Genomic DNA, 24,674 nt, shown 5'->3' with positions numbered 1-24,674 from the left:
GTTTGATCCGGTATTTGCGCAAAGACATTGCATATGATGAGCAACATGAAACATGATAGAAATCATGTCAGATCATTGGCTCACATCATTCGAAGGCGCATCTGTTCGAACACTAGACGCAGGCGAGTATCTTTTTCGGCGTAACGACAAAGTTGAAATGGCCTTCCTCGTAAGAGAAGGCCATGTGCTCCTTCGCCGTGCTCTGAAAGATGGCGGGCTTCTCACATTGCACATCGCCAATGCGGGCGATTTGGTCGCCGAAGCGTCCTTGTTTGCAGATCAGTACCACTGCGATGCGGTCACGGATCGGACCACAAAGGTTTCGGCCATACCTAAGGCGCAGCTTCTGAAGGACTTTGAGAACGGTTCTTGGGGGGGAAATCTTTCGGTAAGAGCATTGGAGCGAACGACCAGAGAACTTCAGGCACTGCGGACGCGCATTGAGATCATGCGGTTGCGAAAGGTAACAGATCGGCTGGATGCCTATCTCGAACTTAATGGACCTCCAAAAGAAGGTGGGTGGGTGCACGTCGCCGATTGGATTGGGGTGACGCCACCCGCTCTTTATCGCGAACTTGCGAAGCGTCGCCGGGACGATCAGGCATGAACCCAGACACAAATACCCTTCTTGAGATATCGGACTTTCTGGGCCTTGCAGCAACCAGATAGGTTCAGACTATAAGTTGTTGCGAAGTTGGTTCTCCTTCCTAAAATGAACTGGAGAGGAAAGATCATGTTGCCTGAGCAGTTTTCCGGTGGGTGCGCGTGTGGAGCAGTCCGATACAAATCCGAAGGTGTTGCCCGCTACATGGGTAACTGCCATTGCCGCGATTGCCAGCAGGCCACTGGAAGTGCCTATTTTCCAGCTGTGCTAGTGAAACAGACTGATTTCAGGCTTGAGAAAGGTGAACCAAAGTGGTTCGAGCGCCAAGCTGATCGCGGCCATGCAATGCTTCGCGGTTTCTGCGCTGAGTGTGGATCACCGCTGTTTCTGATCAACAAGGCAAGCGAAGGAGCAATGATCCTGTTCGCGGGTAGTTTGGATGATCCGAGTTGGTACCAGCCAAGCCGTGACATTTACGTGAAGAGCGCACAGCCTTGGGATCAAATGGACCCCAGTCTCCCGAAAGCTGATGGAATGCCTACCTAGCTTTTTAGCGTTGTTACATTTTGGTGTCAGTCGCAATCCGACTTTGGCTCGTTGCGTACCTCAGAAGAACCTCCCCACACGTGTCGCGTACTGTTCAAACGTGCTTCCGTATTTATCCTTGAGCCAAGGTTCCTCAGAAAATGGTGCGGCGATAAGCACTGCTATTCCCGCTAACCCGACGACCATTGCCCAAGGCGCTGCTGACAAGATCATCCAGCCACTTACGATGCCAATATCAGCGATGTACTGCGGGTTCCGAGAGTAACGATACATGCCCTCAGTGCGCAGGGTGCCTTTGGCTCCACCAGTCTGCGGCACCCCAAAGTGCGAGACTTCCATCCATACCACAATGTTGCCAAGGAGGATGAGAGGCAGGCCAACGCCAAACCGCACCCAACTTGGAATGGCCAGATCAGCCCAACCCAAGACACCAAGCAAGATGAGAACACCGAACAGCGTGAATGTCGGCACCCAGACAAGGAAAGGTGTAAGTGCCGTATAGCGTTTGGGCGGCCATATCCGCCGCGCAGGAAAGGCGATTGACCAAAGGATCGCGGCCAAGGTCATAGCCGCAATGCCCAGACCTAGAGCAACAAGCATGCTATGCATCATACGTCTACGTGGCCGTGGTCGATCACTTCCCGCCGTTCCGCGAGGGCTTGGCGCACTATCTGGAATGCTGACGACAGAAACAGTCCCGCCATGATTGTTGCCACGATCAGGTCAGGCCAGCCCGTTGCAGTGCCCCAGACGCCCAAGGCGGCGAACATAACTGCGACGTTGCCGATGGCGTCATTGCGGGAGCATAGCCAGACTGAGCGCACGTTGGCGTCACCGTCCTTGTAGCGCACCAGTAAGAACACACTGGCAAGGTTGGTGAGCAATGCCAGAAAGCCAACAGCACCCATGATCTCGGCTGTGGGAACCCCGACATAAAATACGCGGTAGACAGTCGATCCAAAAACCCAAAGCCCCATCAACAAGAGGCTGAAACCCTTGAACAGCGCGGCATTGGTACGGGCGCGAAGTGAGGCACCAATGACTGCCAGAGAAATGCCGTAGGTCATTGCATCCCCCGCAAAGTCGAGCGCATCGGCTTGCAAAGCCTGTGACTGCGCCAAATGGCCAGCCGTCATTTCAACTGCGAACATCGTCGCGTTCAATGCAATGACGATCCAAAGCCTTCGCTTGTAATCGTCTGATACGCCGTCAAATTTGGTGTCGTGTCCGCAGCAACCTGACATGGGTGAATCCTCTTTCATCTTACGTTGATGATAGTGTAATGTCTCTAGTGACTAGAGGTTCAAGAGGTTTCTTCATGTTTTCTATCGGCGAGCTTTCAAAACGCACAAAGGTCAAGGTTCCAACCATTCGTTACTATGAAGAAATGGGACTTTTGGCAGAAGCCGAGCGCACGAGTGGCAACCAAAGACGCTACGATAAGGAAGGATTGGAACGACTGAGTTTCATTCGTCACGCTCGTGATCTGGGATTTTCGATTGAGGCGATATCATCGCTCATCGAGTTACAGGATCATCCAGACAGATCGTGCAAGGCCGCAACAGACATTGCTGTTTCGCAGCTTGCAGATGTTCGCGCGAAAATCAAACGGCTCAAGCTTTTGGAAAAGGAACTCACGCGAATTTCGAAGGGATGTGATGGGCACGGCGTTTCTGAAGACTGCTATGTCTTGGCGTCTTTGGCTGATCATGAACTTTGTGAGAGGGAGCACTGATATCGATAACCAAAATTACAATTGCGGAAAAAGGGTGTTAGCCAACCTGCTAAGCCAATCACTTGACTGACTGGTCTTGGTAGTTGGTTATGGCAATAGTCGTAAGATGAACACTGAAGAAATCCCTTCCCCATTCTTCCACCGAACCGCCGCAGTGCTCCAGGTGAACAGCCGCTCAGTAAGACCGATGCGGGACTTTTTTGTTGAGCGGCTCGGATTTGAACTTGGTACGGAGATTGGGGCTGGTCCAAAATTTGTGACTTTGGACAGAGATGGTCAGACAATCATGCTTGCTTGCCATCGAACATTTGGACTCCGAAAACATGGTTGGGCGGCCTATTTCTGGGTAGAAAACATAGAAGAGCTGCATGACGAATTCGAGCGCCGAGGCGCAAAGCTCAAAGGCCCGATAACCGACAAGCCATACGGTTGCCGAGAGATTGTAGCAATGGCACCGGGTGGCCGAGAAATCGTCTTCGGTGAGATAGCCGGTGCCCCGGCAGATTAGACGCGTCCATACCTAAACTCCGCAGCAGGATTTGCCTTCCTGGATCGGTGGGCAAGGAACTGTTGCGTAAGAACAATAGACGCAGCAATCCCCCTCAAGCGGTTTCAAGACAGTCTGACATGACTTGCATTCATAAAACCACTGGCAAGCATCCGTCGGCATAGTCTCGGTTTCGACGTGTCCGCAAGTTGGACAGGTGAGCGTAGATTCCAAAACTACTTTTGCGTTTTCTGTCGCCATATCGCGTACCCCGTCAGTAAAAGAAATCCCGCCAAAATCGGCAGCAAAACAGCATCGTTGTAGACGACACCAAGTAAGCCCGTCAGACCAAGCGCTGTCAGCGCGACCGGCAGCAACGGTGTGAAGCAACATAGCGCGGCCAAAATCGTGCCACCTACCCCGAGCACCAGGAGTTTGTTCTTCATCGAGTCGATCTCCACAAATCCCACATAAAACGTTGCGCTGACGCCTCCCAGAGCGGCGAAGACAGCGCGATCAAAAAGGCGATGGATGCAAGCGACGTCCAGATAATTGCAGACCGCCTGCGCGTTGAGCATGGCTTGCGCCGCAGCACCCGATACCAAGCCCAAACGAGGGCAATCGCGACAGCGACAAGAATGAACCCTCGGTAAGCGATGAATGGGCCAAGCATGGTGAGCCATGCGCCGCCAAGGCCTAATATCGAAAGGCCAATAGGCAAAACACAACATGACGCCGACAACAGCGCCAAAAGGGCTGCGAAGGGCATCACCAGGCGGGCAGCGATGCCGGTGTCTGCCACGGGTTGTTGATTTGCATTCATGTCCATTTTGCCTTTCTACTTTCTGTAGCCACTACAGGAGCAAGCGAAATGTTCACCATCGGCAAAGCGTCGGAACAAAGCGGCGTCAACATCGAAACGATCCGATACTATGAACGAGAAGGTGTTGTTCCGAAGCCGGGGCGTTCCGCAGGTGGACGTCGGCTATACTCATCCGATGAAATCGCCAAACTCAGGTTCGTGCGCCGGTGTCGCGATTTGGGCTTCCCGATCTCGATTATTCAGACCTTTCTATCTCTGACCGAGCAGAGCGACCGATCCTGTGGCGAGGTGAAAGCAATGGCTGAGAACCATCTGGGTGAGATCACCGCCAAGATTGAGAACTTAGTGCGCCTCCGAGACGCGCTCTTGAGCCTTTCAAAGAACTGCGAAGATGGCACTGCGGCTTGCCCCATGTTGGACGCTTTGATGAAGGATGGCTTTGGAGATGGCCTGCAAGAGTAAGGCAGCCTTTAGTTTGAGTTTCGCGAACGGTATCCCTGTCCCACCATCTTTCACATTTGCGAAGCGTACGGCGAAAGTTCGGTCTTGGTTCGGGCACAATCGGGGCCTCTGATCGACCGGTCTGGCGACATCAGCTGCGACACAGCGATGAACGCGCCGCGCGTGCGAACTAATGCTGCGTCAGCAACAGCCGCGCCTGCATAAGTCCGGTTTGTCCGCAAAGCAGACCTCGGTGCATCGCGCAGCTAATGCCCGTAAGGACCGTTTGAACGTCGTGCTGGGAGGCTTAATAGAGCGACCCATAGGTAGAGGACAAAGATGGCCCTGGAGTTTGTTACTTCACTGACGCAGCTTTAATTTGAATTCGCATCATGGTTCTTGTTGTGGTGCGACTACTTTTCCCCAATCACGTCGTTCGTGGACCCCGCCTCAGTCTTATTCGAGATACCACTGTCGCCACAGCGAAAGTAAAACATCAATTAGTTGTCAAGTTGCTAAATCGCGGCGCTAGCGCGAACAGCGGTTTGGGACAATTTTTATTGCCATGCTGCGACTTTGACTGCTGCCAAACCGTCTTTTCTTCGTTCCACAACAATTGAGATCGCTTCACCCGCCTCCAGTGATCCGAAACCTGACGACTTCATGGACTCTTGCCCTACGAAGATATCTTCGGTCGTTCCAAAAACGACTGCGAAACCGTAACCTTTGGACTTCGAGAACCATCTCACGCGCGCCGGTTGAAACGTCAAAGTGGATTGTTCAAACTGTTCCACTGGGTGGACCCCATAAACCTCGGTTGCCCGAAGACGCCCCGCTTCACCTGATACCTTGCATAGTACGGTTGCCCCTTCACTGATCGATGATCTATTGACCTGAAGAAGAACATTCAAATGCAGTAAGATATCTCCTTGCACGCCGGGCACGCAGATGAATCCGTAACCCTTTATACAATCGAACCACTTAACTGTGCCTTCGACCCGCCCACCGTCTGCAACCTCAATATCGTTTACTATCGTATTCACTGAGCACTCCTTCTCTTTGGTAAGGCTCCCGCTCAACCATAAGTGGAGCCGGGGATTGGGCACATATAGGGCGAACCATAGCAAATCAAAGCATATCGGACCGAATATTCAGTTGAGTACTGCTAGGGTTCCGCTCGGAGAGCTTTCAGCATTAACTCTTTTTAGCCACTTTTGAGGATTCCCAGTGTTTAAGACTCCAGCCGAATTCATTCACCAGCTGTTTCCCTTAACGTTCCCAGCTATTTAACAGTGCCTATCCTCAATAGTCCGATCGCAACCTCACTGTATCGTGCCGATTTGTGCAACTTATCTGTGCCTGTACTAAAGGACATCTCCTCACGGTTGATCGGCGCATGTATACGAGCGGTCGTACCGAGTTCGGTATTAGTCTGTCTTGAGTGAATGGTTTTCGGTTACCAGTTCTGTTGCCTTGTTTCTCGAAGTTATGAGTATCCCGTCATTGGGTTGTAAATCAGTGATATAAAAGTGGTCTGGTTCTTTCAGAAGGACCGACCACTTTTAAGTTAAAGCACACCTACAGAAGAATATGGTTGCTTAGCTCCAAGTTCTTTCAGATGCGTATTACCAGTTTAGGAGCAGGAAAAAGCGGCGCACATGGCGACCTGATCCTTCCATAGTATCTCATTCTTTTTCGAGACTGACTGGGCATATACCAAGAACGATAATGCAACTTAACCGATCATTTGATTAAGACAGCGCTGCAGGAAGTACAAAAGTTACCAGACGAACTGCAACCATCCCCATGGCGGACACCAGCACAAAGTCCTACCAAATAGTCATAGTCTGTTTTGTTGACAACTGGTACAGCGGACCCTATCCGGAGCGCAGTAGAAGGCAACTTTGAGTCTTCCAATTTCTTAGATGCCCGCGACAGCCGTAAGGTCCTCGCGGGTTTTCGTTTTTAGTAGCTGTGTGACGAGATCTCCGTCGTCGTAAAGTCGGACTACGACATGTTTTGCTGGAGATCGCAGAGTGCCATCATCTCGGATCCGGTTGCAATTGCGTAGTTTTCACAATCAAAGCCTTGCCTCCCGATGTTCTTGGGTCTGGCGATCAGTGTTCTGTCGCCTTTGGCGCCGATCAACCGGAGCCTTCAACCCAATCGCGGCCAACCGCGCACGTAATCCATGACGTTCATAGTACCAACTGATCTTCAGCGGCGTCTCGATGGGGCAAATGCCTTTGGCTTCGAGATGACACCCTAAAGGCCCGGCTGTGCGGCGGTACTCTTTGGCCAATTCGCCGAGCGTGACGTATTTCGCGCTGAATGCTGTGATGCTTTCAAACGTGATGACCGTGATGGGCTGACGCGACTTTGGGTTCATCGCGCGCTCCTCACTCAGCAGTCCGTGATCGACGAGATGTTTGATCGTGGGATATGTTACACGCAGCGCGCGTGCGGCATCCCCCTTGGGCAGTCCCGGCAGCTCAGGCACTGGCAGCAGTGACCGCAATTCCCCAATGCAAATACGGAAGCCTGACAGCCCATCTTTTGCGCTATCGTGCCCGATGGTCTGCAGGTGTCCGTCCAGAATGAACGAGACGATATCAGCGCTGGGACACCGGACGCGCTGCGATGCCTCCGTGATCGGGACAAGCTTTGCATGAGACGCACCTCGCACAGTCACGCGATGTGACAGCCGCGCGAGCAGCCGGTCGATGTCCGCTTGTTCGTACTTTGGAATGAGATCCAACGCGTCGATGATTGGCGTCAAAATTGATCGTTCCCTGAACTGCTGCAGAACCTCGGTGCTGACAGCTAAACGCGCGCTCGCTTGTTGCGCCGTCAGACGCCCCTCCATTTGCGCCGCAATACGGGCGACGTCTGTGACATCCAGGGCGGCATGAAGCCTTATGGATTTGTCCTCATCATCAAGCTGGGCCTGCCCGCCTGACAGAAGGACCCTGTTCATGCGATTGCGCTGCATGCCCAGTGTCTGCCAGGCAGTGTGTACCGTGTATTTCTCGCGGGATGTGCAAGCCTTCCCCAAAACAGTTTGACCTTCTTGGATCGGATAGCTGCGGAAAATGAAGTCGCGCACGATGTTTTTCAGGGGCTCAAACGCTTCCCCCAGCGCGGACGTCCTGAGCCATTCAAATAATGCTCCCAGATCGGATTTGTGGTGCACCGTGCGCAAAGCCTCTGGCGCCACCAGACTTTCCAAAGCCTTGCAAAGCCCCTCCTCGCCCGTCTGCAGTGCGTCAAAACCCGCCTGCCCCGCTTCTGCCAGTTCAGCCTCCGACGCACTCGAGATCAAACGTTTCGACCCGAACAACAGCACAAAGCCCAATACCTCAGACAATCGCGTGGCGATGTGCATCGGCATAGCGTCCAAAAACGGATTGCACGGCTTCCCCATCAGGCGGGACATCACATAGGCCTCAAGGTCAGTTGCAGACTGGTGTGCGCAATCGCTTGCTGCACCCGCAATGAGATCCCAATGCCTTTCGACTTGACCTGCAAAGTCATAGTTGTGGATCGTATAGCGCTCGTGCGGCAAAGTGATGATCGGGCAATGATGCTTATCGCAAGCCCGCATTGCTGCGAACTGCCAAAAGTGCCGACGGTATGCACCATGCCGCCAATCAGCGATCCGATCCGCAACAAGGCATTGCGGGCACACTCGCAGCCGCGTGCGAATGAGCGAGCTCTTAGTGCCCTCCTGCCCTGCCACCACAAACCGATGAGACGCAGTACTGCGAACAGCCCAATGTTTCAGATCAGCGGAACAGGCCCCGCCGATGCGCGCGACGCGTTCAAGGAGAACATCATCGCCCCGCACAACGTCTTGCCACCGGAAACCATGATCGAGACAAAAGTCGTGCGGCGTCTCCACGTGGAAAAACCGCGCTAGGCGCGACACATAAGACGTCGCTGTTTCGAACCGTTTGAGCGGGAAACTGATACGAGGTTCAAATGCCATAGGTGTCGCCCTCCCCATAAAGCTTGCTGCAATCAATCCGCTCGAAGTCCACCGCGATAAACGGGTTCATGCCGTCCATGCAGCCTGACTTGTCCGCATAGGCTGATTGGAACTGCGCAGGCCCAACCGCGGTCTTCCCCTGCCTCAGTGCCTGTTCAATTGCCAAGATGATGAACTTGATCAGAAGGCCAAATTCACCGCAGGCCGCGTGGACCAAGCGCGCCACAAATTCAGCCGAAAGACTATCAGGGCACACGTCTAAACCGGCCTTGCCCACATAAAAGCGAAGGGTTCCGATAATGGCATCAATGTCCTGCAGTGCGTTCAGCGCTTTCAACTCGATCGGATACAATCGCCGCGTCAATTGCGCGTCTTGATTGATCATGTCCTTCAGCAGCGGCGTGCCCGACAAGATGAGACCAACAGGCCATCCGGGGTTCTGCAACAAGGATTTCAGGGTGCTGATCACCGATTGGATTTCACGCGGGGTTTGTTTTTCGCAAAGATGCTGCGCCTCATCAAAGTGCACAAAGAGCGTTTGGCGATCTCGCAGATTATCGCGCACCATGTCCCAGATAATATGGGCCGGGCGGTCCCGCTCAAGTTTGTATCCAAGGGACCTCAAACAGGTGATACCAACCGACTTCTCGGTGGCAGGAGATGGCACCAAACAACTCAGCGCCTCGCAGATGTTACCATCATCGCCGCCATCATCTCCTTCTCGGAACGACCGCAGCAATTCTTGCACCGCCATCGATTTGCCGGCCCCAGGGGGGCCGGTGACAACGATACCTTCGACTTCGGGTGCGATCCCCGCCGCCAGCTGCGCGCGCCGCAAGGACACAAGGTCAAAGAACTTCTTCTCCAGGGGCGCGTAGGCAGGGTGCTCGGCAAAGATCATACCGAGCCTGACAATTTGGTCAGCAATGCGATCATCAGTCATGGCGGAACCCAAATCCGCCTGAGCGACCCTTCTGGGGCTCGTTTTCATCGTCGCTTGGCTTGGTTTCTTGCGGATTATTGTCCGATTGCGGCTCCCGCTCCGATCCCGGATCAGGCGCGTCGACGGGCAAATCTGTTTGATCATCGTGACCCTGATCCACACTGTCAGACCCTGATGGATCAATCACATCGCCCAACAGCCCAAGCCCTTCGGGCGCATCTTTGACCGGCGGCACATGCTTGGAAGGCTTGATCGAGAGCGACATGAACAACTCACGCTCTGCACGCTCCAACTCTTCCGTCGTCAATGTCATTGGTTTCAGGCGCCGCAGCGCCATCGCATCGGCGTTGATTGCGCGAATGGCTTTGCGCGCACGCCGCACGACATCTTCAGATAGCTGCGCCTCCTTCTTATGTTTGAGACGTAAATTGCGGCAAATCTCGGTCCACTCGACAAGCGAAAGCCCCCAGACACTGTCTGATACCGCGTGAGCTGGATACCATTCCCCATCCAAATACACGGTAATAAAGGTCAGGTCGTGCGGGTCGACGCGGATCTCCACTTTGGATCGGGCGCCGTCGGAATAGGCCTGCTCGATCTCGGGGGACAGGTAGTGAATGCCATGCGCTAGCACACCGTGGCGATCAATCTTGCGCTGCAATGCAATCCCGAACACGGAACACAGTGTTGTCGCATCTGGCGTCGCTGTCACGCCTTGCTCCTTGGCAAGCCGCTTCCATGCATTGGCAGGTGTTTCATCATCCAATCCCGCATGTGGCACGTTATGATAGATATCGACGACAAACCGTGTGAACAGCCGAACGAGATCATCGTCTGTCACAGCAGCCAAGTCTTCACCCGGGTAGTCCCCGCGTTCCTTAGAGTTCGAAAAACTGCGCCCTGTGAGTTCTACCATCAACTGTGATGCGAAGGTCCCAAAAATGCGCTCGACATGCCCGCGAAGTTTGGGGACGCCTGCAGCCGGAGCCGACTGCGTAAAACGCAAGTCCGCGACTGCAACACGGTACTCATCGGCGATGAACGCGGGCCCCATGTCCGTAGAAACGGTGCCGCAACCACCAAAAAATCCCCAACCAGACTCACACCCTGCTGCCTGCGCAAGCGGAGTCTTATCCATTGTGATCAAAGAAAGCGTGCTGATCGCGTCAGCCGGCGTCGGCCTCTGCGCAAGCCGCATACCAACGACGCACCGTGTCGCCACATCAATCGCGAGACACAGCCATCTGCGGCCAACTTTGTAGGTCGCTTTTTGTTGCTCACTCAGGCCATCAAGGCATCCCGCTTCATCCAGCAGCGAATAGACATCGATCTTCCATTCATCCATTTCCACCCATTGCAAAGGATGAAAGATCTTCAAGCCCTCTTGATAGATGCTCATGTCACGCACAGCGGCACTTTTGCCGTAACGCCCGACTTTACACTGGAACTTTTTGAGTTGAGACGCGCGGCGCTTGATGTCCGAGGCCGATGGAATGACGAGATCAGGCAGGCCGTCGGTTGCGCGTTCCGCATTCAGCTCCTTGAAGTGATCTTGGGTATCGCGGACGATCTTTGCGGGTGTCGGCTTGCCCAGCGATAGAAACTCCCACAGGCACGCGTTGAGGACCTTCATGACCTCCGTGCCAAATCGCCTAACGTAGGTCGTCTCGCAGCGCTGCTTGTTCATCAGCGATAACGGACATCCGCCCGCGCGTTCATAGCGACGTAGCCAATTCAATAATGTTTTCGCACATGGCGCTTTGCGGATGGTTGCTTTCCTACCAGCTTGCCCTGATGACCCCAGGTACTGCGCATCAACGCAAATGGCATTCACCCGTTGGCGCAGCACCGGCATGAACTGGGTAATCGATGTCTCAGTCCGATTGATTTCCTTGGCATGTACCGAAGCTGAAGTAACCTGAACCCAAACCTCGCGCCACAAAGCGTCTGAGCGCGCTTTCGGCTTTGCTGTCGCAAGGTACTTTTGACTAGTATGCAGACGCGACACTGCGCGATGCTTGGAAAAGAATCCCCGTCGCAGTCGCGTCGTCGGATCCTTTAGGAGAGCCGTGACCTCGTCATGGCTAAAGGACAGCGTGATGTCCGCGTTATCGACCTGCTGCAGGACAATCCCATCTTTGGACTGTAACGTGATCATATAGAGCACAGCCGCCAACTCAAACGCGTCACTCGGATCAAAGCGTACTCTCATGACGCCACCTCCGCGGTGATCATCGTCTGCGGGGTGATATCGCCTACGTTCAAGACCTTGGCTTGTCCGGTGAACAGAGCGCGAAACGCAGCTCGAAAGCCTCGCCCATCAAGTCCTGACTTCTGCACCAGATCAGCAATCGTCGTAGGTGTATCGAGATCAGCCAACAAAGACGCAATTGCCGCGTCGGCCTCGACATCTGGATACCTACGAAACTCGTGCAACCGTTGCGCGTTTCTGGCCTCTGCAGGTGTGAACGAGCGATCTGTCACCAACACGACGTCATCGGCAAAGCTCAAAGGAGTTGCCGCCTTGATCAGCTCCAGCTCCTGCCGAAAGCCATGTTCTTCAACAATCGCTGCAGGCTTCACAGCAATGGCGAGCATTTTGCCGCATGCCAGTTTGACCACAAAGTCAAAGTAGGTGTGGCGCGTCGCGTCATGCGCATCAGTATATCTGATGGGCCCGCGCTGCTCCCAAAGGTCTATGGTGTCGCGCCGTGCGAGCAATAAAAGCAGCACGTGCATTTCTAGAATGCTCTCGAATATGACACGGCGATCAAACTGCCAGTTCGGCAACCTGCAGACAATTGCGCCACGACCACTGCGGCCACGTGGGTTGATCCGGCGATTGGAACGGCTCGCAAGAGCCCTGCGAAACGTACGGTTAGATGAATAATTCATGTTTGTGTTGGCCCTGACGACCGGCATAACTTCACCGATCGCCCAAGGGCGCTTCTCCATTTATTGAGACAAAGGAATTGAGCGCCCCAAAGGGCGTTCTGACTTGACATTGAACAGTCGAAAGGAGAAGCTTACGTATCAGATCCAAATGATACGAAGCGGCCTTGACTGGGAAACCGGCCTTGGCCGTTTCTCGTTTTTGGGGTTAAATCTTCATTTGGTTTCCTCCTCGTATCTATGAGGCCATAGGTTTGATGGAACATCGTTCAATCGAGCCGCTATTTCCGTTTCAATAGCAACATTTGACCTGTGACCCTGGCAAACCATGGTCACAAGACTTGGAACACAACCGACAGAATTTGCGATATCAGTGAAATTAACGCCAAGCGCGCGCAGCCTTCTGCGAATTGCGTCATGCCGTTCAAGATCAATCATTGCAGACAATCCCCCGATTACGTCTGCCTTACAATGTAGCGTGATTAATTCACGAAACACAATCGATTCGATTCCCTCAAGTAATTGATACAAAACGAAAAATGTTCACAAATTTCAAAAAGAGGAACAAATTCAAATTTGTGAACAAATGTCTCAAGGCTCCACAAATTGCACGACAACCATTAATGAGCGCTTGTCTCTGGGGAGCATGTCAATCTGAAAAGTGGAATTGATCACATAGTCAGACGCGGCCCAAACCTGCCGTTCATCGATCAGTCGAGATGCTGCATCCGCAGCCCGCATTGCGGACCTTCGCCGCGAGCGCAAAGACTCGGAGGTGGCGAACTGGCGGCAGTACGGGACGAAGCGGTCCTTCGACCTATGTCGCTTGGCTACCCAAGATATATTTGCCCTGCGGGGTACTTTACCCGCGGCGCGCTGCGGGTCGCGAGGAAAAAACCGATGGCCAGAGGGCCAACCCGACCGATGAACATCATCGCCATAATGATTGCCCTGCCGATACCATCAAGCTCTCCGGTCGTCCCGCGCGACAGACCCACTGTGCCGAATGCCGATGTGACCTCGAACGCGAGGTCGATGAATTCACCGTCGTGATTGATCAACGTGACAAAAATGCCCGTTAGTACCAGAAGCATTGAAATGGTCGTGAGAGCGAGGACTTTCATGACTTCGTCGACACCCAAAGATCGCCCAAAGGCGTGCAATGTTGTTTGACGCCTGAAGAAAGCGACAGTGGCGAGCAACAACACGCAGAGTGTCGTCACTTTGATCCCTCCTGCAGTCGAGGTGCTGCCACCGCCAACCAACATGAGAGTCATCGTCAACATGGTCGTGCTGTCATGCATTCCGCCGGTGTCGATCGTATTGAACCCGGCCGTGCGCGGCGTGACCCCCTGAAACCAACTTGCCCATAGTTTTTCGCCAGTGCTCAACGGGCCCAAGGTGTTGGGGTTCGTCCATTCAAGAAGCCCGAACATGATGCTCCCCCAGGCAATCAGAATGCCGGTTCCGAGCAGCATCAGTTTGGAATGCAGCGTAAGTTTGCGCCACTGGCGTTTCTGATAGATATCCCCCACGACAATGAACCCGAGGCCTCCCAGAATGAAGGTGACAGGGATCACAATGTTGACGATCGGGTGGCCTACCCATTGAGAGAGGCTGTCGGGATAAAGCGCAAAACCCGCGTTATTGAAGGCCGAAATAGAATGAAAAACCGCCTGCCATATGCCATGCCAGCCGAACTCAGGAACAAAGACCAGGGCAAGCAAGGCGGCCCCGATCACCTCGCAGACCAGGGCGATGATAAAGATGATGCGCGCAAGATAGGTCAGGTTTGACAGCGATGTCTGGTTCAGGTCTTCGCGCAGGATCAGGCGTTGTGGCATACCTACCGGAATGCCGAGCGCCCCGAGCAAGAGCACCGCAAAAGTCATCAAGCCTAACCCGCCGAGCTGAATGAGCGCGGCAATGACAGCCTGCCCAAAGCCCGTAAAAGCAGCACCCGTGTCAGCAAGCACAAGCCCTGTTACGGTCACGGCAGAGGTTGATGTAAACAGTGCTTCGCCCAGTCCGATTTCACCGTGATGTGAGATCGGCAGCCAGAGCAGCAGCGCACCCACGATGATGAAGGCGAGGTAAAAGAGCACCAGAACCGCGGGGGGGGGCATCCGCAGGGTCGCGAACCGCTTCACCAGTTTCGAGGGCCGAAATACCATGGTTAGAGGCTAGCTGCGAAGTTGCGCAGATCTTTTCGTTGGCCGAGCAATAGTAGAAGGTCGTGCCGCTCCAGTTGGCATCCTGTCGCATCTTGCCCTACGTAATCGGTTCCCCGCATGACCCCGATGCAACGCAGATTGAATTTATCGCCATGCGGCAGGTCTTTCAGGCTCTTGCCTTCAAGGCTTTCAGGGATACGAAAATTGACAACGTGGTAGCCGTTGCCCAGGCTGACATAGTCACGCACCAGCGGGTTATGCAAAACCTGCGCGATGTGTTGACCGACCTCAACTTCCGGATGAATGATCCTGTCGACACCAAGTTTGCTCAGAATTCGGTGATGCGTTTTGGTCGTGGCTTTGGCCCAAACAACCGGAACCCCGACAAGTTTGAGGTTGATCGCCGCAAGGATACTGGCCTCCAGATCGTCGCCCATGGCAACTACGGCCACATCACAATCACCAAAGCCCGCTTCCCGCAAAGCCGCATCATCGCGTGCATCCACAATCATGGCCTGAGAGAGTGTATCGGCAAGGGTTATGACGCGTGCTTCGGATATGTCGACCCCGACGACGTGATTGCCGAATCGCTGCAACTCCTTTGCGACGGTGCTGCCAAAATTGCCGAGCCCGACGACACCAAAAGTTCGGTTAGCAGTATTTTTCATGTCTGAACTCACGATCTTTGATCATAGATGGGGAACCTTGCCGCGGCGCAGCAATTTGTCAACATGGGCTCACACCTGCCGTTAGCCGCGTCGCCGCGATCCGGCCGAACGGTCTCGATTTAATCGACACGCACGGCCCAAAGCAGACATCAGACAAAAGAAGCGGCGCCGCGTTGCAGCATCTTCGCATCGTAAAGCAAATTTGGAACCCGCTGCGTCATACCAAAACCGATTCCCAGAACGCTCTCCCAAATGAATATCGCCCCCGAAGGGGCGATATCGAGATTGCTTATGTGGCGGCGCTATCCTCTTTGACGGCTTCATCAGTTGCCGGAGGAACGTCCATCACATCATTGACCACACCACTCAGCCCATTCTCCAAGCTTACACCCAACTCCTTACCGAGCGCTTGCATAGCGGGCATTTGCAAAGCCATTCCGAGCACCGAGTCCAGCGCCTGATTAACTGGGGTACCACCTGCGTTGACCGTATCAGCCCCGCCAATACCACTCATACCAGTTACCTGATGGATCTTGATGGAATCGATCTTCTCAGCCGGCTTCACCATTTCAGCAATGATCGCAGGCATTGCTTCGAGTTGTGCTAAGCGGACCTTCATGGCGATAATTTCAGCGCTCAATTCGTTCTCGGAATTCGCAATCGCCGTCTGACCCTCAGCGGTCGCAAGCAAGTCAGCCTTTTTCGCCTCGGCGCGCACCGTCAACGCATTGGCATCGGCCTGGGCCTCTTCCAGCTTAGCCGCAGCACGGTCGCTTGCCGCTTCCTTTTCTGCCTGAGCAGAGAGACGAATGGCCGTTGCTTGACGTTCCGCTTCTTTTTGGGCTTCAATCAAAGCAATCTGCTTGGCACGCTCGGCTTCAGCAACCGCGCGGGCTGTTTCAATCGCCTCAGATGCCTTTTTGGCCTCAGCGCGGGCATTGTCCGCAGATGCGCTTGCCTGACTTTCTTCCTCGGACTTACGCGCGACAATGATCTGACGCTCCTGATCTGCGACTTCAAGCTCGCGCTCTTTGTTGATTTCGGCTTCACGGATGGCACGCTCGCGGGCGATCTCTGCTTCTCGGACGGCTTTCTCGCGTCCAATCCGCGCTTCATCCTTCGCACGGTCGGAGGCTTCCTGATTGCGTGCAATCTGCGCTTCTTGCTCTGCCTGCAACGTCTGGATTTCCTCGATCTGCTTGATCTCGGCATGCTTTTGATCGCGCTCAATTTCGTACTTGCGCTTTTCGGCTTCCATCTCTGATTGCGCCACAGATACATCCGCTTCAGCTGTAATTTCAGCACGTTGCTTGCGAGATGTGGCAATCACAGCCGCCAACTTTTGCATACCCACAGCGTTAAACGCGTTGTTCTCGTCGAGCGATTCAAAAGGCGTTTGGTCCAAAGCGGTCAGCGATACGGCCTCGAGTTCCAAACCGTTCTTCAACAGATCCTCTGAGATCGCATTCTGCACCTCTTGAACAAAACTTGCGCGATTTTCGTGCAGCTCGTCCATGGTCATCTGTGCGGCCACAGCCCGCAGACCATCGACCAACTTACCTTCGATCATTTCCCGCAGTTGATCCACATGGAAGGTACGGTCACCAAGCGTCTGTGCGGCGCGCGAAATACCGTCTTCGGTTGCATTTACCGACACGTAGAATTCAACACCTACGTCAACACGCATGCGGTCCTTCGTAATCAAAGATTGTTCATTCACGCGAGCCACTTCGAGGCGCAGGGTTTTCATGTTCACTTTTGAAATCTCATGCAGGAAGGGCACGACAATAGTACCGCCATCCATGATGACCTTGCGTCCCCCCGACCCTGTTTTCACGAGGCTCGTTTCGCGCGTGGCACGTTTGTAAAGACGGGCCATAATCAGGCCGATAAAAATAAGTAGACCGACAATGATGCCAGCAACGGTTGCGATGGAAATAAGATCCATTGAATAACTCCTTAGATTTTTGAAAATGAACGGAAGCGGGGTTTAGATGACGAAGAATTTGTCGCCGCGTTTCCGGATAAGCGTGACGTCGGTGCCTTGGGCAAACCTGTCGTCATCATGCAGCGGTTCAACCCGCAGATAGTGAATGTTACCATGGCGGTCTTTGATCTTGACCTCGGCAGGCTTACCGCGTGACGCGGTGCCTTGCGTTATCGTGCCATGATAGCCCCCCAAATGACGTGCGCGCAGCGCTGTCGTTTCGGTTTTAGGCATAAGTAGAGCGACCCAATTTGCAATCAGGCGGGTCACAGCAAGAGCTGGCATAAAAACGATGATAGCAGCGATGAACGGTGGTAGTTGTTTGCCAATCACGCCACCACTGACCGATTGCAGGATCAGTCCGGCCAAACCGAACATCGTCAGAAACGAAACCAACCAGATAAGGACTGGCACATCGCGTGCGCCGATCCACGTGAACACGCCGCCAGACGATGCATGTGGGTCGGGGATATCCACACCATCGAGCCCGTCTGCAACTTCGATGCCCGCATCGATATCTGCTGAAAAGTCAAAGTCGAGATCAACGTCAACGTCAGGCGCATCCGTCCCAACCCCAAGGATTGAGCCGCCCAAAAGCGCCGTGATGATTTCGAGCACAAACAGACCGGCAACAACAGCAAGTGCGATTGAAAACGGGACGGTCCCCGCGGACGTAAAAAGTGCGTGCATAGTATTCCTTTCAAAACATACATAACACAACCCTGAGTGTATTTGAAGTATATATGTGCAAAAATAATAATTTGCTTACTTTTAAATTCTATTTATAATGTAATATTATACTGATATTGATTGCAGAGCATACCTTATGCCCGATTTCATGGAACAAAGACGCCTGACGCGGCTGCTTGATCGTGCAGCAAAGCAACTTGGTGACGTTGAGGTGCCACCCAAGGGGTGGATTGCCGCAATGCGGGCCGCACTCGGTATGTCAGCGGAATATGTGGCGCAGCGCAAAGGCGTCAGCCGCAATGCTGTTTATCAGGCGGAACGCAGTGAAAAAGACGGTGCCGTTTCCCTCAAGCAAATGGACCAATTAGCCGCGGCTATGGGCGGGAAATTTGTGTACGCGATCGTTCCAGACGATCGTATTGATGAGATGAAGTACCGTCAGGCAAAATCCAAAGCGCGCCAGCTGTTGAGTACTGACGAAATCGCATCAAATTGGTCCATCGACGAAAAACAAGATTGGATAGACGATAAAGCTGCGGAACTGATGCACGACATGCCAAGTCACTTCTGGGAAGATGTAAGCTAACAAAACGCGCGACCAAGATACTGTTTTCAATGCACCCAGCCCTGCGAGAGTTTTATTAAATTTCGCGGTTGCCGCGAACTTCCGCTTTCCGCCAATGCTGCGTTTGGCTGCAATTGCAGCATGGCCCCCGCCCCATCCTTTGGATGTGTCACCGCGCCCTAGCTTCCAGCTGCAAGGAGCAGCTTTCACCCAGAACAGCGCAACCCATCGCCACCTGATACAATAGTCGGGCAACGTCTCCTTCAGAGCCGGTGCCTTTCCTTTGTCTCATGCTGTCTATGGGCCGCGCCGATCTGCCCTACGGGTGACGGTCGCTGGGGCAACGGATCTGCGATCCTGCGCTTTCTATGGCTGTTGGGGGTTCGGGCAAGCCGAACGCCGCTGCACAGCGTCAGGGTGAGGGCGCGGCCCTCCCCCTCGGGCAAGCCCATTAGACAGCACCGTGTCCTCGGCTAGCGCCTGCGGGCCGCACCACTGCCGTCGAATAGACCTGCCTCGCCCCCTCCCGCGTTCGCCACGTGGCAAGGTTTCAGAGCAAGCGCACTACGTGCGTTGTCTTGAAAACCTGCAACGATTGAAAGACGCGAGAAACAAGCCATGGCAATCAAATTGAAAAGAAAGGTCCGCAATGCACGCCGAAAAAGGCAACTTACCGCGCAAAAAGGCAAGTTATCTCGGTTTTCGACAAAAGTGGTAAATGGCGGACTGGGGAGGATTCGAACCCCCGACCCCTTGATTCGTAGTCAAGTACTCTATCCAACTGAGCTACCAATCCGCGTGTGGTGGGATTTAGCTGTGCCTGCCGGGGTATGCAAGGCCCAAATTGTAAGTATTTTTAATCTTGTTCAATTGAGGCCATTTCTAACGCCGAAGGCTCTAGTGCCAAGTCAGCTTTTGGCAGCTGGATCACGAACACAGTACCGTTTTCATCCGTGTTACCGAGCTCCAACCGGCCACCGTGGCCTCTGATCAAATCGCCTGCGATGACGAGCCCCAGTCCCGTCCCGCCTTTACGCGCCCCGCCTTCAAACGGTTTGAACAGATTGTCCCGTGCTCGCTTCGGCAACCCTGGCCCCGTATCGCATACTTCGATCCACCACGCTGCATCGTCTTCGAAACCGCGGATCGTAATCGTGCCAGGGGCCCGCGTCGCTTCAATCGCTTGACGGGCATTGCGCAGCAAATTGGACAGGACCCGGAAAATTTGTTCTCCGTCCGCGCGTACGGTCATCGCAGTCGGCACATCCGCTTCAAACGTGATTGGTGCGTCGCCTGCCGCAAGCCGTTCGCCTTCCAACAATTCGTCGACCAATCCGACCAGAACAATGCGGGTTAGCGTTGGCTGCGGTTCTTCCACGCGCCCGAAGGCCAAGGTCGTTTCGCACAGATTGACCGCGCGCGTGATCGATCCGACCAACTTGGGTGCCATGCGTTTGACCAGTGGATCTTCCGAACTTTCGATCCGGTCCGTGAACAATTGCGCTGACGTGAGGATGTTGCGCAGGTCATGGCTGACCTTGGCAACGGCACCGCCAAGCTGCGCGAGACGATCTTTTTGCCGTAATGCGCCGGTCAGTTGGTTTTCCATAGACTGCAACGCCAGTTCAGCCGCATGCAATTCGCGCACGGTGGCCGTTGGTTCAATGATCTTACGCGCGTCTTCTGGTGCCGCGGCATACCGTTCCATCTGATCGACCAACCCTTTGATAGGCCGAACAAGCAGGTAGCGAACCGCAACAAACAACATCGCCGCCGTGATAACCGAAATCACCAACGACAGGATCAAGACGTTCCGTCCATACGCCATCATTGCATCGCGCAGCGGCATTTGCGGTGTCGTGATTTCAATCAGCGTTCCGCCGCCCTGCACAGGTGTCCCCATCACACGGATGACCTGTTCGTCCTGGGTGACAAGCGTCGACATCGCGTCCCTGATCAATTCCCACGACGACGGATCGCGCATGTCGTAGGTCGCCATCACGGGAAACGGGATCGGTGATGACAACGCCAATTGCCGGACTTCGTTGCGCCGTAGAACAACGTTATAGACGTCAGCGTTTTTCAAAAGCTCTGATTGCAGCTCTGGCGATATGAACGGATCCGCCTCGAGCGCCAAAGACGCGATTTGCGCCCTCTCAAGGCGTTCGAGCAAGTAATCTTCGCGGAACCGCGCAATCGACGGCACAAAGATAAAAACTTCGGCCAACATCACAAAGATGATAGTAAGAACCAAGAACCGCCCAGAGAGGGTATTGAACATAATGACGCCTTCTTGCCTGCGTTACGGGATCCAGCGCTGAACGAACCCAACAACCCGCTTAACCATTGCACTATCAAACAAGCGCGGGCTGAAATAGGCCCCAGCCGCCCGCTTGTTGACCTCACTTATGGTCGGGTAAGGCAAAACGGTATTGGCGATGGCAGACATTTTCATATTATTTGCAATCGCCATGGCCCACATCGAGATCAATTCGCCCGCAAGATGGCCTGCGATGGACGCGCCCACTGGCCGTCCCTTGACCACCATCACCTTGATAAGGCCCGTGGTTTTCCGTTCTGCGATGGCACGGTCGTTGTGGTGATATTCGAAACGCACCACTTCTAACTTGTCGCCATGTTTTTCGCGGGCTTGCGCTTCAGTCAGGCCGACTTGGGACAATTCTGGATCTGTGTAAGTCGCCCAGGGAATATGAGACGTCTTTTGCTTGGACGGCAGACCGAACAGAAGTGACCGGATCAGAACACCTGCGTGATAGCCTGCGACATGGGTGAACTGTAGACCACCAGCGACATCACCAGCGGCATAAACCTTTTTGTTTGTCTCGGACCGCAGGTCATCCCCAACTTTCAAACCACGCCGATCATGGGCGATGTTGCCCTTATCCAGATCAAGCTTGTCGATGTTTACTTTACGCCCAACGGCCATAAGCAAATGGGACCCAGTGAAATCACCCTTTGGCGTGTGAACCGTAACCGTATCGTCCGTGCCGCTGATCTTTTCCGCCTGCGCACCTTCGATGATCTGGATGCCTTCGTCGCGCATCTTGTTCAGCACGATTTCGGCCATTTCCGGATCATCGTTGCCAAATGCCTTGGCCCCTTCAATCACGGTGACATCGCAACCAAGGCGACGATGTGCTTGCGCCATTTCCATACCGATGGGCCCGCCACCGATGATGAGAAGATGCTTTGGTTTTTCGCGCAGATCGAAGATGTTTTCATTTGTATAGTATGTAACGTCGCTAATGCCATCGATTGGCGGCACAAACGGGCCAGACCCTGTGGCCACAACAAACCGACGCGCTTCGATGATCGTATCACCGGCTTGCACTTCGTTTTCAGAGATGAACGCGCCAAATTCCTGAATGACCTGAACGCCCAGACCCTCGAAACGCTCGACCGAATCGACTGGTGCAATCGTCGCGATGACGTCGGCGACGTGATCTTTGGCCGCCGCGTAGTCCACCTGCGCCTGTTCGTCTGCAATGCCCAGCGCGGACCCATGGGACATCGCATAGGCCTGTTTCGCGGACGCGATCAGCGCCTTTGATGGAACACAGCCATAATTCAGGCAATCACCGCCCATTTTGTGGCCTTCGAGCAGGACAACTTTTGCGCCCATTTGAACAGCACCAGCTGCGACAGACAGACCGCCCGAGCCACCACCAATGATACAGATATCAGTTTTAATACGTTTCATGGCTTAAAGACCTTTCTTGCCGCGCACGGCCTTGATCAAAATAGGAAGTGCGGCAAGCACGCAAAGGCCGATGATTGGGCCAATGATGAATGGCTCAAAGATGATGCCAAGGTTCGGGGTTTCGCCACGCTCGAACACTTCACCAAGACCCGCACCAACGGACGTGTAGACCACAGCACCCGGAATGATGCCAAAGAATGTTGAAATGATGAAGCGGCGTGTCGGGACCTCCAGGAACGACGGAATCAGGTTCGCCATGAAGAACGGCACCGCGGGCACCAGACGGATCAAGAACAGCATCGACCATTGGTTTTCATCGATTCCATCTTTGATCTTTTTGACGATCCCTTCGGATCCTTCCAGCTTGGCACCCAGCTTTTCCCCGAATCCCCAACGGGCCGCGAGGAAAATTGCAGTCGCCCCTAACGTCGCACCAGTCACATTAAATAACGCACCGGGGAACGTAGCGAACAAAAAGCCGCCTGTTAGCGTAGCAATTGTTGCACCCGGCAATGAAAAGGCCACGATCACGACGTAGGCTGCAATGAACAACAACGCTGTCAGCAGGTAATTGGCATCGCGGAAGGCCAGGAGCGTTTCACGATTTTCACTCAACGCATCGAATGTCAGGAAATCACGCAAGAAAATCGCACCCAACACAGCGACAACCGCTATGACTATAAGGGGCAATCTGCGGACAAAGGCATTGCTTTGCTTATCAGGGGCCATTTCGGTCGGGGCATCAATCATCGGGTCATCCTATCATATTGCGCGGCGCAATCACGGTTGACGGACGCGCTTTCGTTGGGACTGTAGATGACTTGAAACGTCTGTTGGTGATACCCCGATCACGGGCGCTTGATCAGTCGTTAGCGGTTTGCGATACTTCGGGGCCTATCAGGCCGTCGACTGAAACATTTGACCTGCCACGCTATGTGAAATTGTTGCAGTTTTCTGGTCTGACCTGCGTTGACAGGACACGGTACCCCCTCTAAAGGACAAGTCTGAATTCCAATCGGCTTCGAATCCCTGACAGGGTTTGGCCCATTAACCGGAGGACACGCGATGAAGCGTACGTTCCAGCCATCTAACCGGGTTCGTAAGAACCGTCACGGGTTCCGCGCGCGCATGGCGACTAAAGCTGGCCGCAAGATCCTGAACAACCGTCGCGCAAAAGGCCGCGCGAAGCTGAGCGCGTAAGCGCCAACTTTCGGTTATTCGAATTGAAGCCGCCGGTGGCACCCATGTCTGACCAAACGGTCGATCACATGGACGGTCCACCGGCGGTTTTCGCTTGTCCAGCGATCACTGTACTGACCAAGCGGGCTGATTTCGTCCGGTGCTCCAAAGCGCAACGCTTTGGAACTAAGGGGATTCATCTGCAGGCACGCAAACGCCACGCCGATGAAACGGCCGATGGTATCCGTGTCGGTTTCACCTGCTCCAAGAAAGTCGGCAATGCCGTCGCCCGCAATCGCGCCAAACGCCGGTTGCGCGAAGTTGCGCGTCTTGTTCTTAAGGATCACGGCCGCGACGGCTGGGATTACGTTCTTGTCGGACGGTTCGAAACGACAGCCGCCCTGCCCTTCACCCAATTGCAAAGTGACCTGATCCGCGCATTGGATAAGGTGCACACATGAGCCCGCTTGCCCACGTCTTTGCAATCCCCGTCAAGGCATATCGCCTTCTGCTTAGTCCTTGGGTGGGACACGGGTGCCGTTTTCAACCAACCTGTTCCGCCTACGCCCTTGAAGCGTTGGAAAAGCATGGCGGCGTCAAAGGTAGCATCCTGACGATTCGCCGCATCGGGCGATGCCACCCTTGGGGCGGCTCGGGCATCGACAACGTCCCAGACTAGTTTAGCTTTTCAAACGAAATGCTGACGTCACCGATGTCGAAGCCATACCGCTGCACGTAGGCGCGATTGAACAAACGGTCCTCAGACAGCAACCACATCCAATCGTCAAACGTGACCCGCATGGTTTCAACAGACCCGTCCGCCGCCGGAATTGGCAAATCAATTTCATAGCGCCAATTAAAACGATTATCCTGTTCTTCACCAGTCGCGACACCGATCACACCCGGGGCTGTCCCCGTCCAACTATCAGGTCCGGTCTTCGTCAGCGTCCAGATGCGTTTCTCGGTCGATCCATCTTCGTAAATGAAATCTTCTTCCAAGCGCAGGCGTTCCCCGTCCCAATCGCCTTTCAACTCGACCACAAAACTGCGCCGAACGGTGCCCAAAACGTCTTGGAACTGGCCATATGCGACCAATTCACCGTCAAAGAATTCTTCAAGGTTTAGTTTTTCGCGGCTTAGGCTTTCGTCGTCAAAGGACGGCTTCCCGGTGCAAGCGGACAATACGATCAAGGCGGCAGCAATCAATAAACGCATATTTGTTCCTCTTTTC

The 24,674-nt window shown here is 54.0% G+C and carries 25 protein-coding genes and 1 tRNA gene; 9 read left to right on the top strand and 17 right to left on the bottom strand.

Features of this window, described 5'->3' with window-relative positions; translation table 11 throughout:
- The first annotated feature begins 64 nt into the window (after positions 1–64).
- Positions 65–607 (top strand): Crp/Fnr family transcriptional regulator, encoded by a 543-nt coding sequence (locus tag K3729_05595; protein ID UWR00247.1) that lies wholly within the window; start codon positions 65–67, stop codon positions 605–607.
- A gap of 126 nt (positions 608–733) precedes the next feature.
- Complete coding sequence (locus K3729_05590; protein ID UWR00246.1) at positions 734–1,150, top strand: GFA family protein; 417 nt, start codon at positions 734–736, stop codon at positions 1,148–1,150.
- Between the two features lie 60 nt (positions 1,151–1,210).
- On the opposite strand, the gene K3729_05585 is transcribed toward K3729_05590, so the two are convergent.
- A complete protein-coding gene (locus tag K3729_05585; GenBank protein UWR00245.1) occupies positions 1,211–1,750 on the bottom strand; it encodes an isoprenylcysteine carboxylmethyltransferase family protein in 540 nt (179 codons plus the stop codon).
- 8 nt (positions 1,751–1,758) lie between these two features.
- Complete coding sequence (locus tag K3729_05580) at positions 1,759–2,394, bottom strand: cation diffusion facilitator family transporter (GenBank protein UWR00244.1); 636 nt, start codon at positions 2,392–2,394, stop codon at positions 1,759–1,761.
- A gap of 74 nt (positions 2,395–2,468) precedes the next feature.
- Here K3729_05580 and K3729_05575 point away from each other — a divergent pair, with 74 nt between their 5' ends.
- Positions 2,469–2,885, top strand: a complete 417-nt coding sequence (locus K3729_05575; GenBank protein ID UWR00243.1) for a helix-turn-helix domain-containing protein — start codon at positions 2,469–2,471, stop codon at positions 2,883–2,885.
- 106 nt (positions 2,886–2,991) lie between these two features.
- Positions 2,992–3,393, top strand: coding sequence for a hypothetical protein (locus tag K3729_05570; protein UWR00242.1), 402 nt, complete (start codon positions 2,992–2,994; stop codon positions 3,391–3,393).
- A gap of 215 nt (positions 3,394–3,608) precedes the next feature.
- Here the strand turns inward: K3729_05570 and merF are convergent, their stop codons facing one another.
- Positions 3,609–3,818, bottom strand: coding sequence for a mercury resistance system transport protein MerF (gene merF / locus K3729_05565; protein UWR00958.1), 210 nt, complete (start codon positions 3,816–3,818; stop codon positions 3,609–3,611).
- A gap of 425 nt (positions 3,819–4,243) precedes the next feature.
- On the opposite strand from merF, the gene K3729_05560 reads away from it, so the two are divergent.
- Complete coding sequence (locus tag K3729_05560) at positions 4,244–4,657, top strand: helix-turn-helix domain-containing protein (protein ID UWR00241.1); 414 nt, start codon at positions 4,244–4,246, stop codon at positions 4,655–4,657.
- A 536-nt stretch (positions 4,658–5,193) separates the two neighbouring features.
- On the opposite strand, the gene K3729_05555 is transcribed toward K3729_05560, so the two are convergent.
- From K3729_05555 to K3729_05515, 9 genes are all read right to left on the bottom strand, one after another.
- Positions 5,194–5,679: a cold shock domain-containing protein gene (locus K3729_05555; protein UWR00240.1), complete on the bottom strand. Its 486-nt coding sequence runs from the start codon at positions 5,677–5,679 to the stop codon at positions 5,194–5,196.
- A gap of 1,037 nt (positions 5,680–6,716) precedes the next feature.
- The gene (locus K3729_05550; protein UWR00239.1) at positions 6,717–8,624 is read right to left on the bottom strand and encodes a TniQ family protein; all 1,908 of its coding nucleotides are present in this window, start codon (positions 8,622–8,624) and stop codon (positions 6,717–6,719) included.
- A 935-nt stretch (positions 8,625–9,559) separates the two neighbouring features.
- The gene (locus tag K3729_05545; protein ID UWR00238.1) at positions 9,560–11,779 is read right to left on the bottom strand and encodes a transposase family protein; all 2,220 of its coding nucleotides are present in this window, start codon (positions 11,777–11,779) and stop codon (positions 9,560–9,562) included.
- The gene (locus K3729_05540) at positions 11,776–12,462 is read right to left on the bottom strand and encodes a hypothetical protein (GenBank protein ID UWR00237.1); all 687 of its coding nucleotides are present in this window, start codon (positions 12,460–12,462) and stop codon (positions 11,776–11,778) included. The genes K3729_05545 and K3729_05540 overlap by 4 nt, the downstream gene beginning before the upstream one ends.
- A gap of 213 nt (positions 12,463–12,675) precedes the next feature.
- Positions 12,676–12,897: a helix-turn-helix domain-containing protein gene (locus K3729_05535; protein UWR00236.1), complete on the bottom strand. Its 222-nt coding sequence runs from the start codon at positions 12,895–12,897 to the stop codon at positions 12,676–12,678.
- 392 nt (positions 12,898–13,289) lie between these two features.
- A complete protein-coding gene (locus tag K3729_05530) occupies positions 13,290–14,585 on the bottom strand; it encodes a Ktr system potassium transporter B (protein UWR00957.1) in 1,296 nt (431 codons plus the stop codon).
- A 50-nt stretch (positions 14,586–14,635) separates the two neighbouring features.
- Entirely contained in the window at positions 14,636–15,301 is a 666-nt protein-coding gene (locus K3729_05525; GenBank protein UWR00956.1) for a TrkA family potassium uptake protein, read from the bottom strand.
- Between the two features lie 289 nt (positions 15,302–15,590).
- A complete protein-coding gene (locus K3729_05520; GenBank protein UWR00235.1) occupies positions 15,591–17,249 on the bottom strand; it encodes a flotillin in 1,659 nt (552 codons plus the stop codon).
- A gap of 42 nt (positions 17,250–17,291) precedes the next feature.
- Positions 17,292–17,978, bottom strand: coding sequence for a YqiJ family protein (locus K3729_05515; GenBank protein ID UWR00234.1), 687 nt, complete (start codon positions 17,976–17,978; stop codon positions 17,292–17,294).
- A gap of 136 nt (positions 17,979–18,114) precedes the next feature.
- On the opposite strand from K3729_05515, the gene K3729_05510 reads away from it, so the two are divergent.
- Positions 18,115–18,564 (top strand): helix-turn-helix domain-containing protein, encoded by a 450-nt coding sequence (locus K3729_05510; protein UWR00233.1) that lies wholly within the window; start codon positions 18,115–18,117, stop codon positions 18,562–18,564.
- A gap of 698 nt (positions 18,565–19,262) precedes the next feature.
- Here K3729_05510 and K3729_05505 read toward each other — a convergent pair.
- The 4 genes from K3729_05505 to K3729_05490 form a co-directional block, all read right to left on the bottom strand.
- Positions 19,263–19,339, bottom strand: a tRNA-Arg gene (locus K3729_05505).
- A gap of 60 nt (positions 19,340–19,399) precedes the next feature.
- A complete protein-coding gene (locus tag K3729_05500) occupies positions 19,400–20,824 on the bottom strand; it encodes a HAMP domain-containing histidine kinase (GenBank protein UWR00232.1) in 1,425 nt (474 codons plus the stop codon).
- Between the two features lie 21 nt (positions 20,825–20,845).
- Positions 20,846–22,264 (bottom strand): FAD-dependent oxidoreductase, encoded by a 1,419-nt coding sequence (locus K3729_05495; protein ID UWR00231.1) that lies wholly within the window; start codon positions 22,262–22,264, stop codon positions 20,846–20,848.
- A 3-nt stretch (positions 22,265–22,267) separates the two neighbouring features.
- A complete protein-coding gene (locus K3729_05490) occupies positions 22,268–22,993 on the bottom strand; it encodes a TVP38/TMEM64 family protein (protein UWR00955.1) in 726 nt (241 codons plus the stop codon).
- Between the two features lie 336 nt (positions 22,994–23,329).
- Between K3729_05490 and rpmH the strand changes: the two genes are divergently transcribed.
- From rpmH to yidD, 3 genes are read left to right on the top strand one after another with little or no spacing between them, the layout of a single operon-like run.
- The gene (rpmH, locus tag K3729_05485; protein ID UWR00230.1) at positions 23,330–23,464 is read left to right on the top strand and encodes a 50S ribosomal protein L34; all 135 of its coding nucleotides are present in this window, start codon (positions 23,330–23,332) and stop codon (positions 23,462–23,464) included.
- 44 nt (positions 23,465–23,508) lie between these two features.
- On the top strand, positions 23,509–23,904 hold the full coding sequence (gene rnpA, locus K3729_05480) for a ribonuclease P protein component (protein ID UWR00229.1): 396 nt from the start codon (positions 23,509–23,511) through the stop codon (positions 23,902–23,904).
- A complete protein-coding gene (yidD, locus tag K3729_05475; protein ID UWR00228.1) occupies positions 23,901–24,122 on the top strand; it encodes a membrane protein insertion efficiency factor YidD in 222 nt (73 codons plus the stop codon). Before rnpA ends, yidD begins: the two co-directional genes overlap by 4 nt.
- Here the strand turns inward: yidD and K3729_05470 are convergent.
- Positions 24,119–24,658: a DUF3833 domain-containing protein gene (locus tag K3729_05470; GenBank protein ID UWR00227.1), complete on the bottom strand. Its 540-nt coding sequence runs from the start codon at positions 24,656–24,658 to the stop codon at positions 24,119–24,121. The two genes, yidD and K3729_05470, sit on opposite strands and share 4 nt — an antisense overlap.
- Positions 24,659–24,674: the final 16 nt, after the last annotated feature.

It is taken from the genome of Rhodobacteraceae bacterium S2214, from assembly GCA_025141675.1.
Taxonomy (GTDB): Bacteria; Pseudomonadota; Alphaproteobacteria; order Rhodobacterales; family Rhodobacteraceae; genus Yoonia.
Note: the sequence above shows the minus strand (reverse complement) of the source record. Positions and strands in the feature narration are given on the sequence as shown.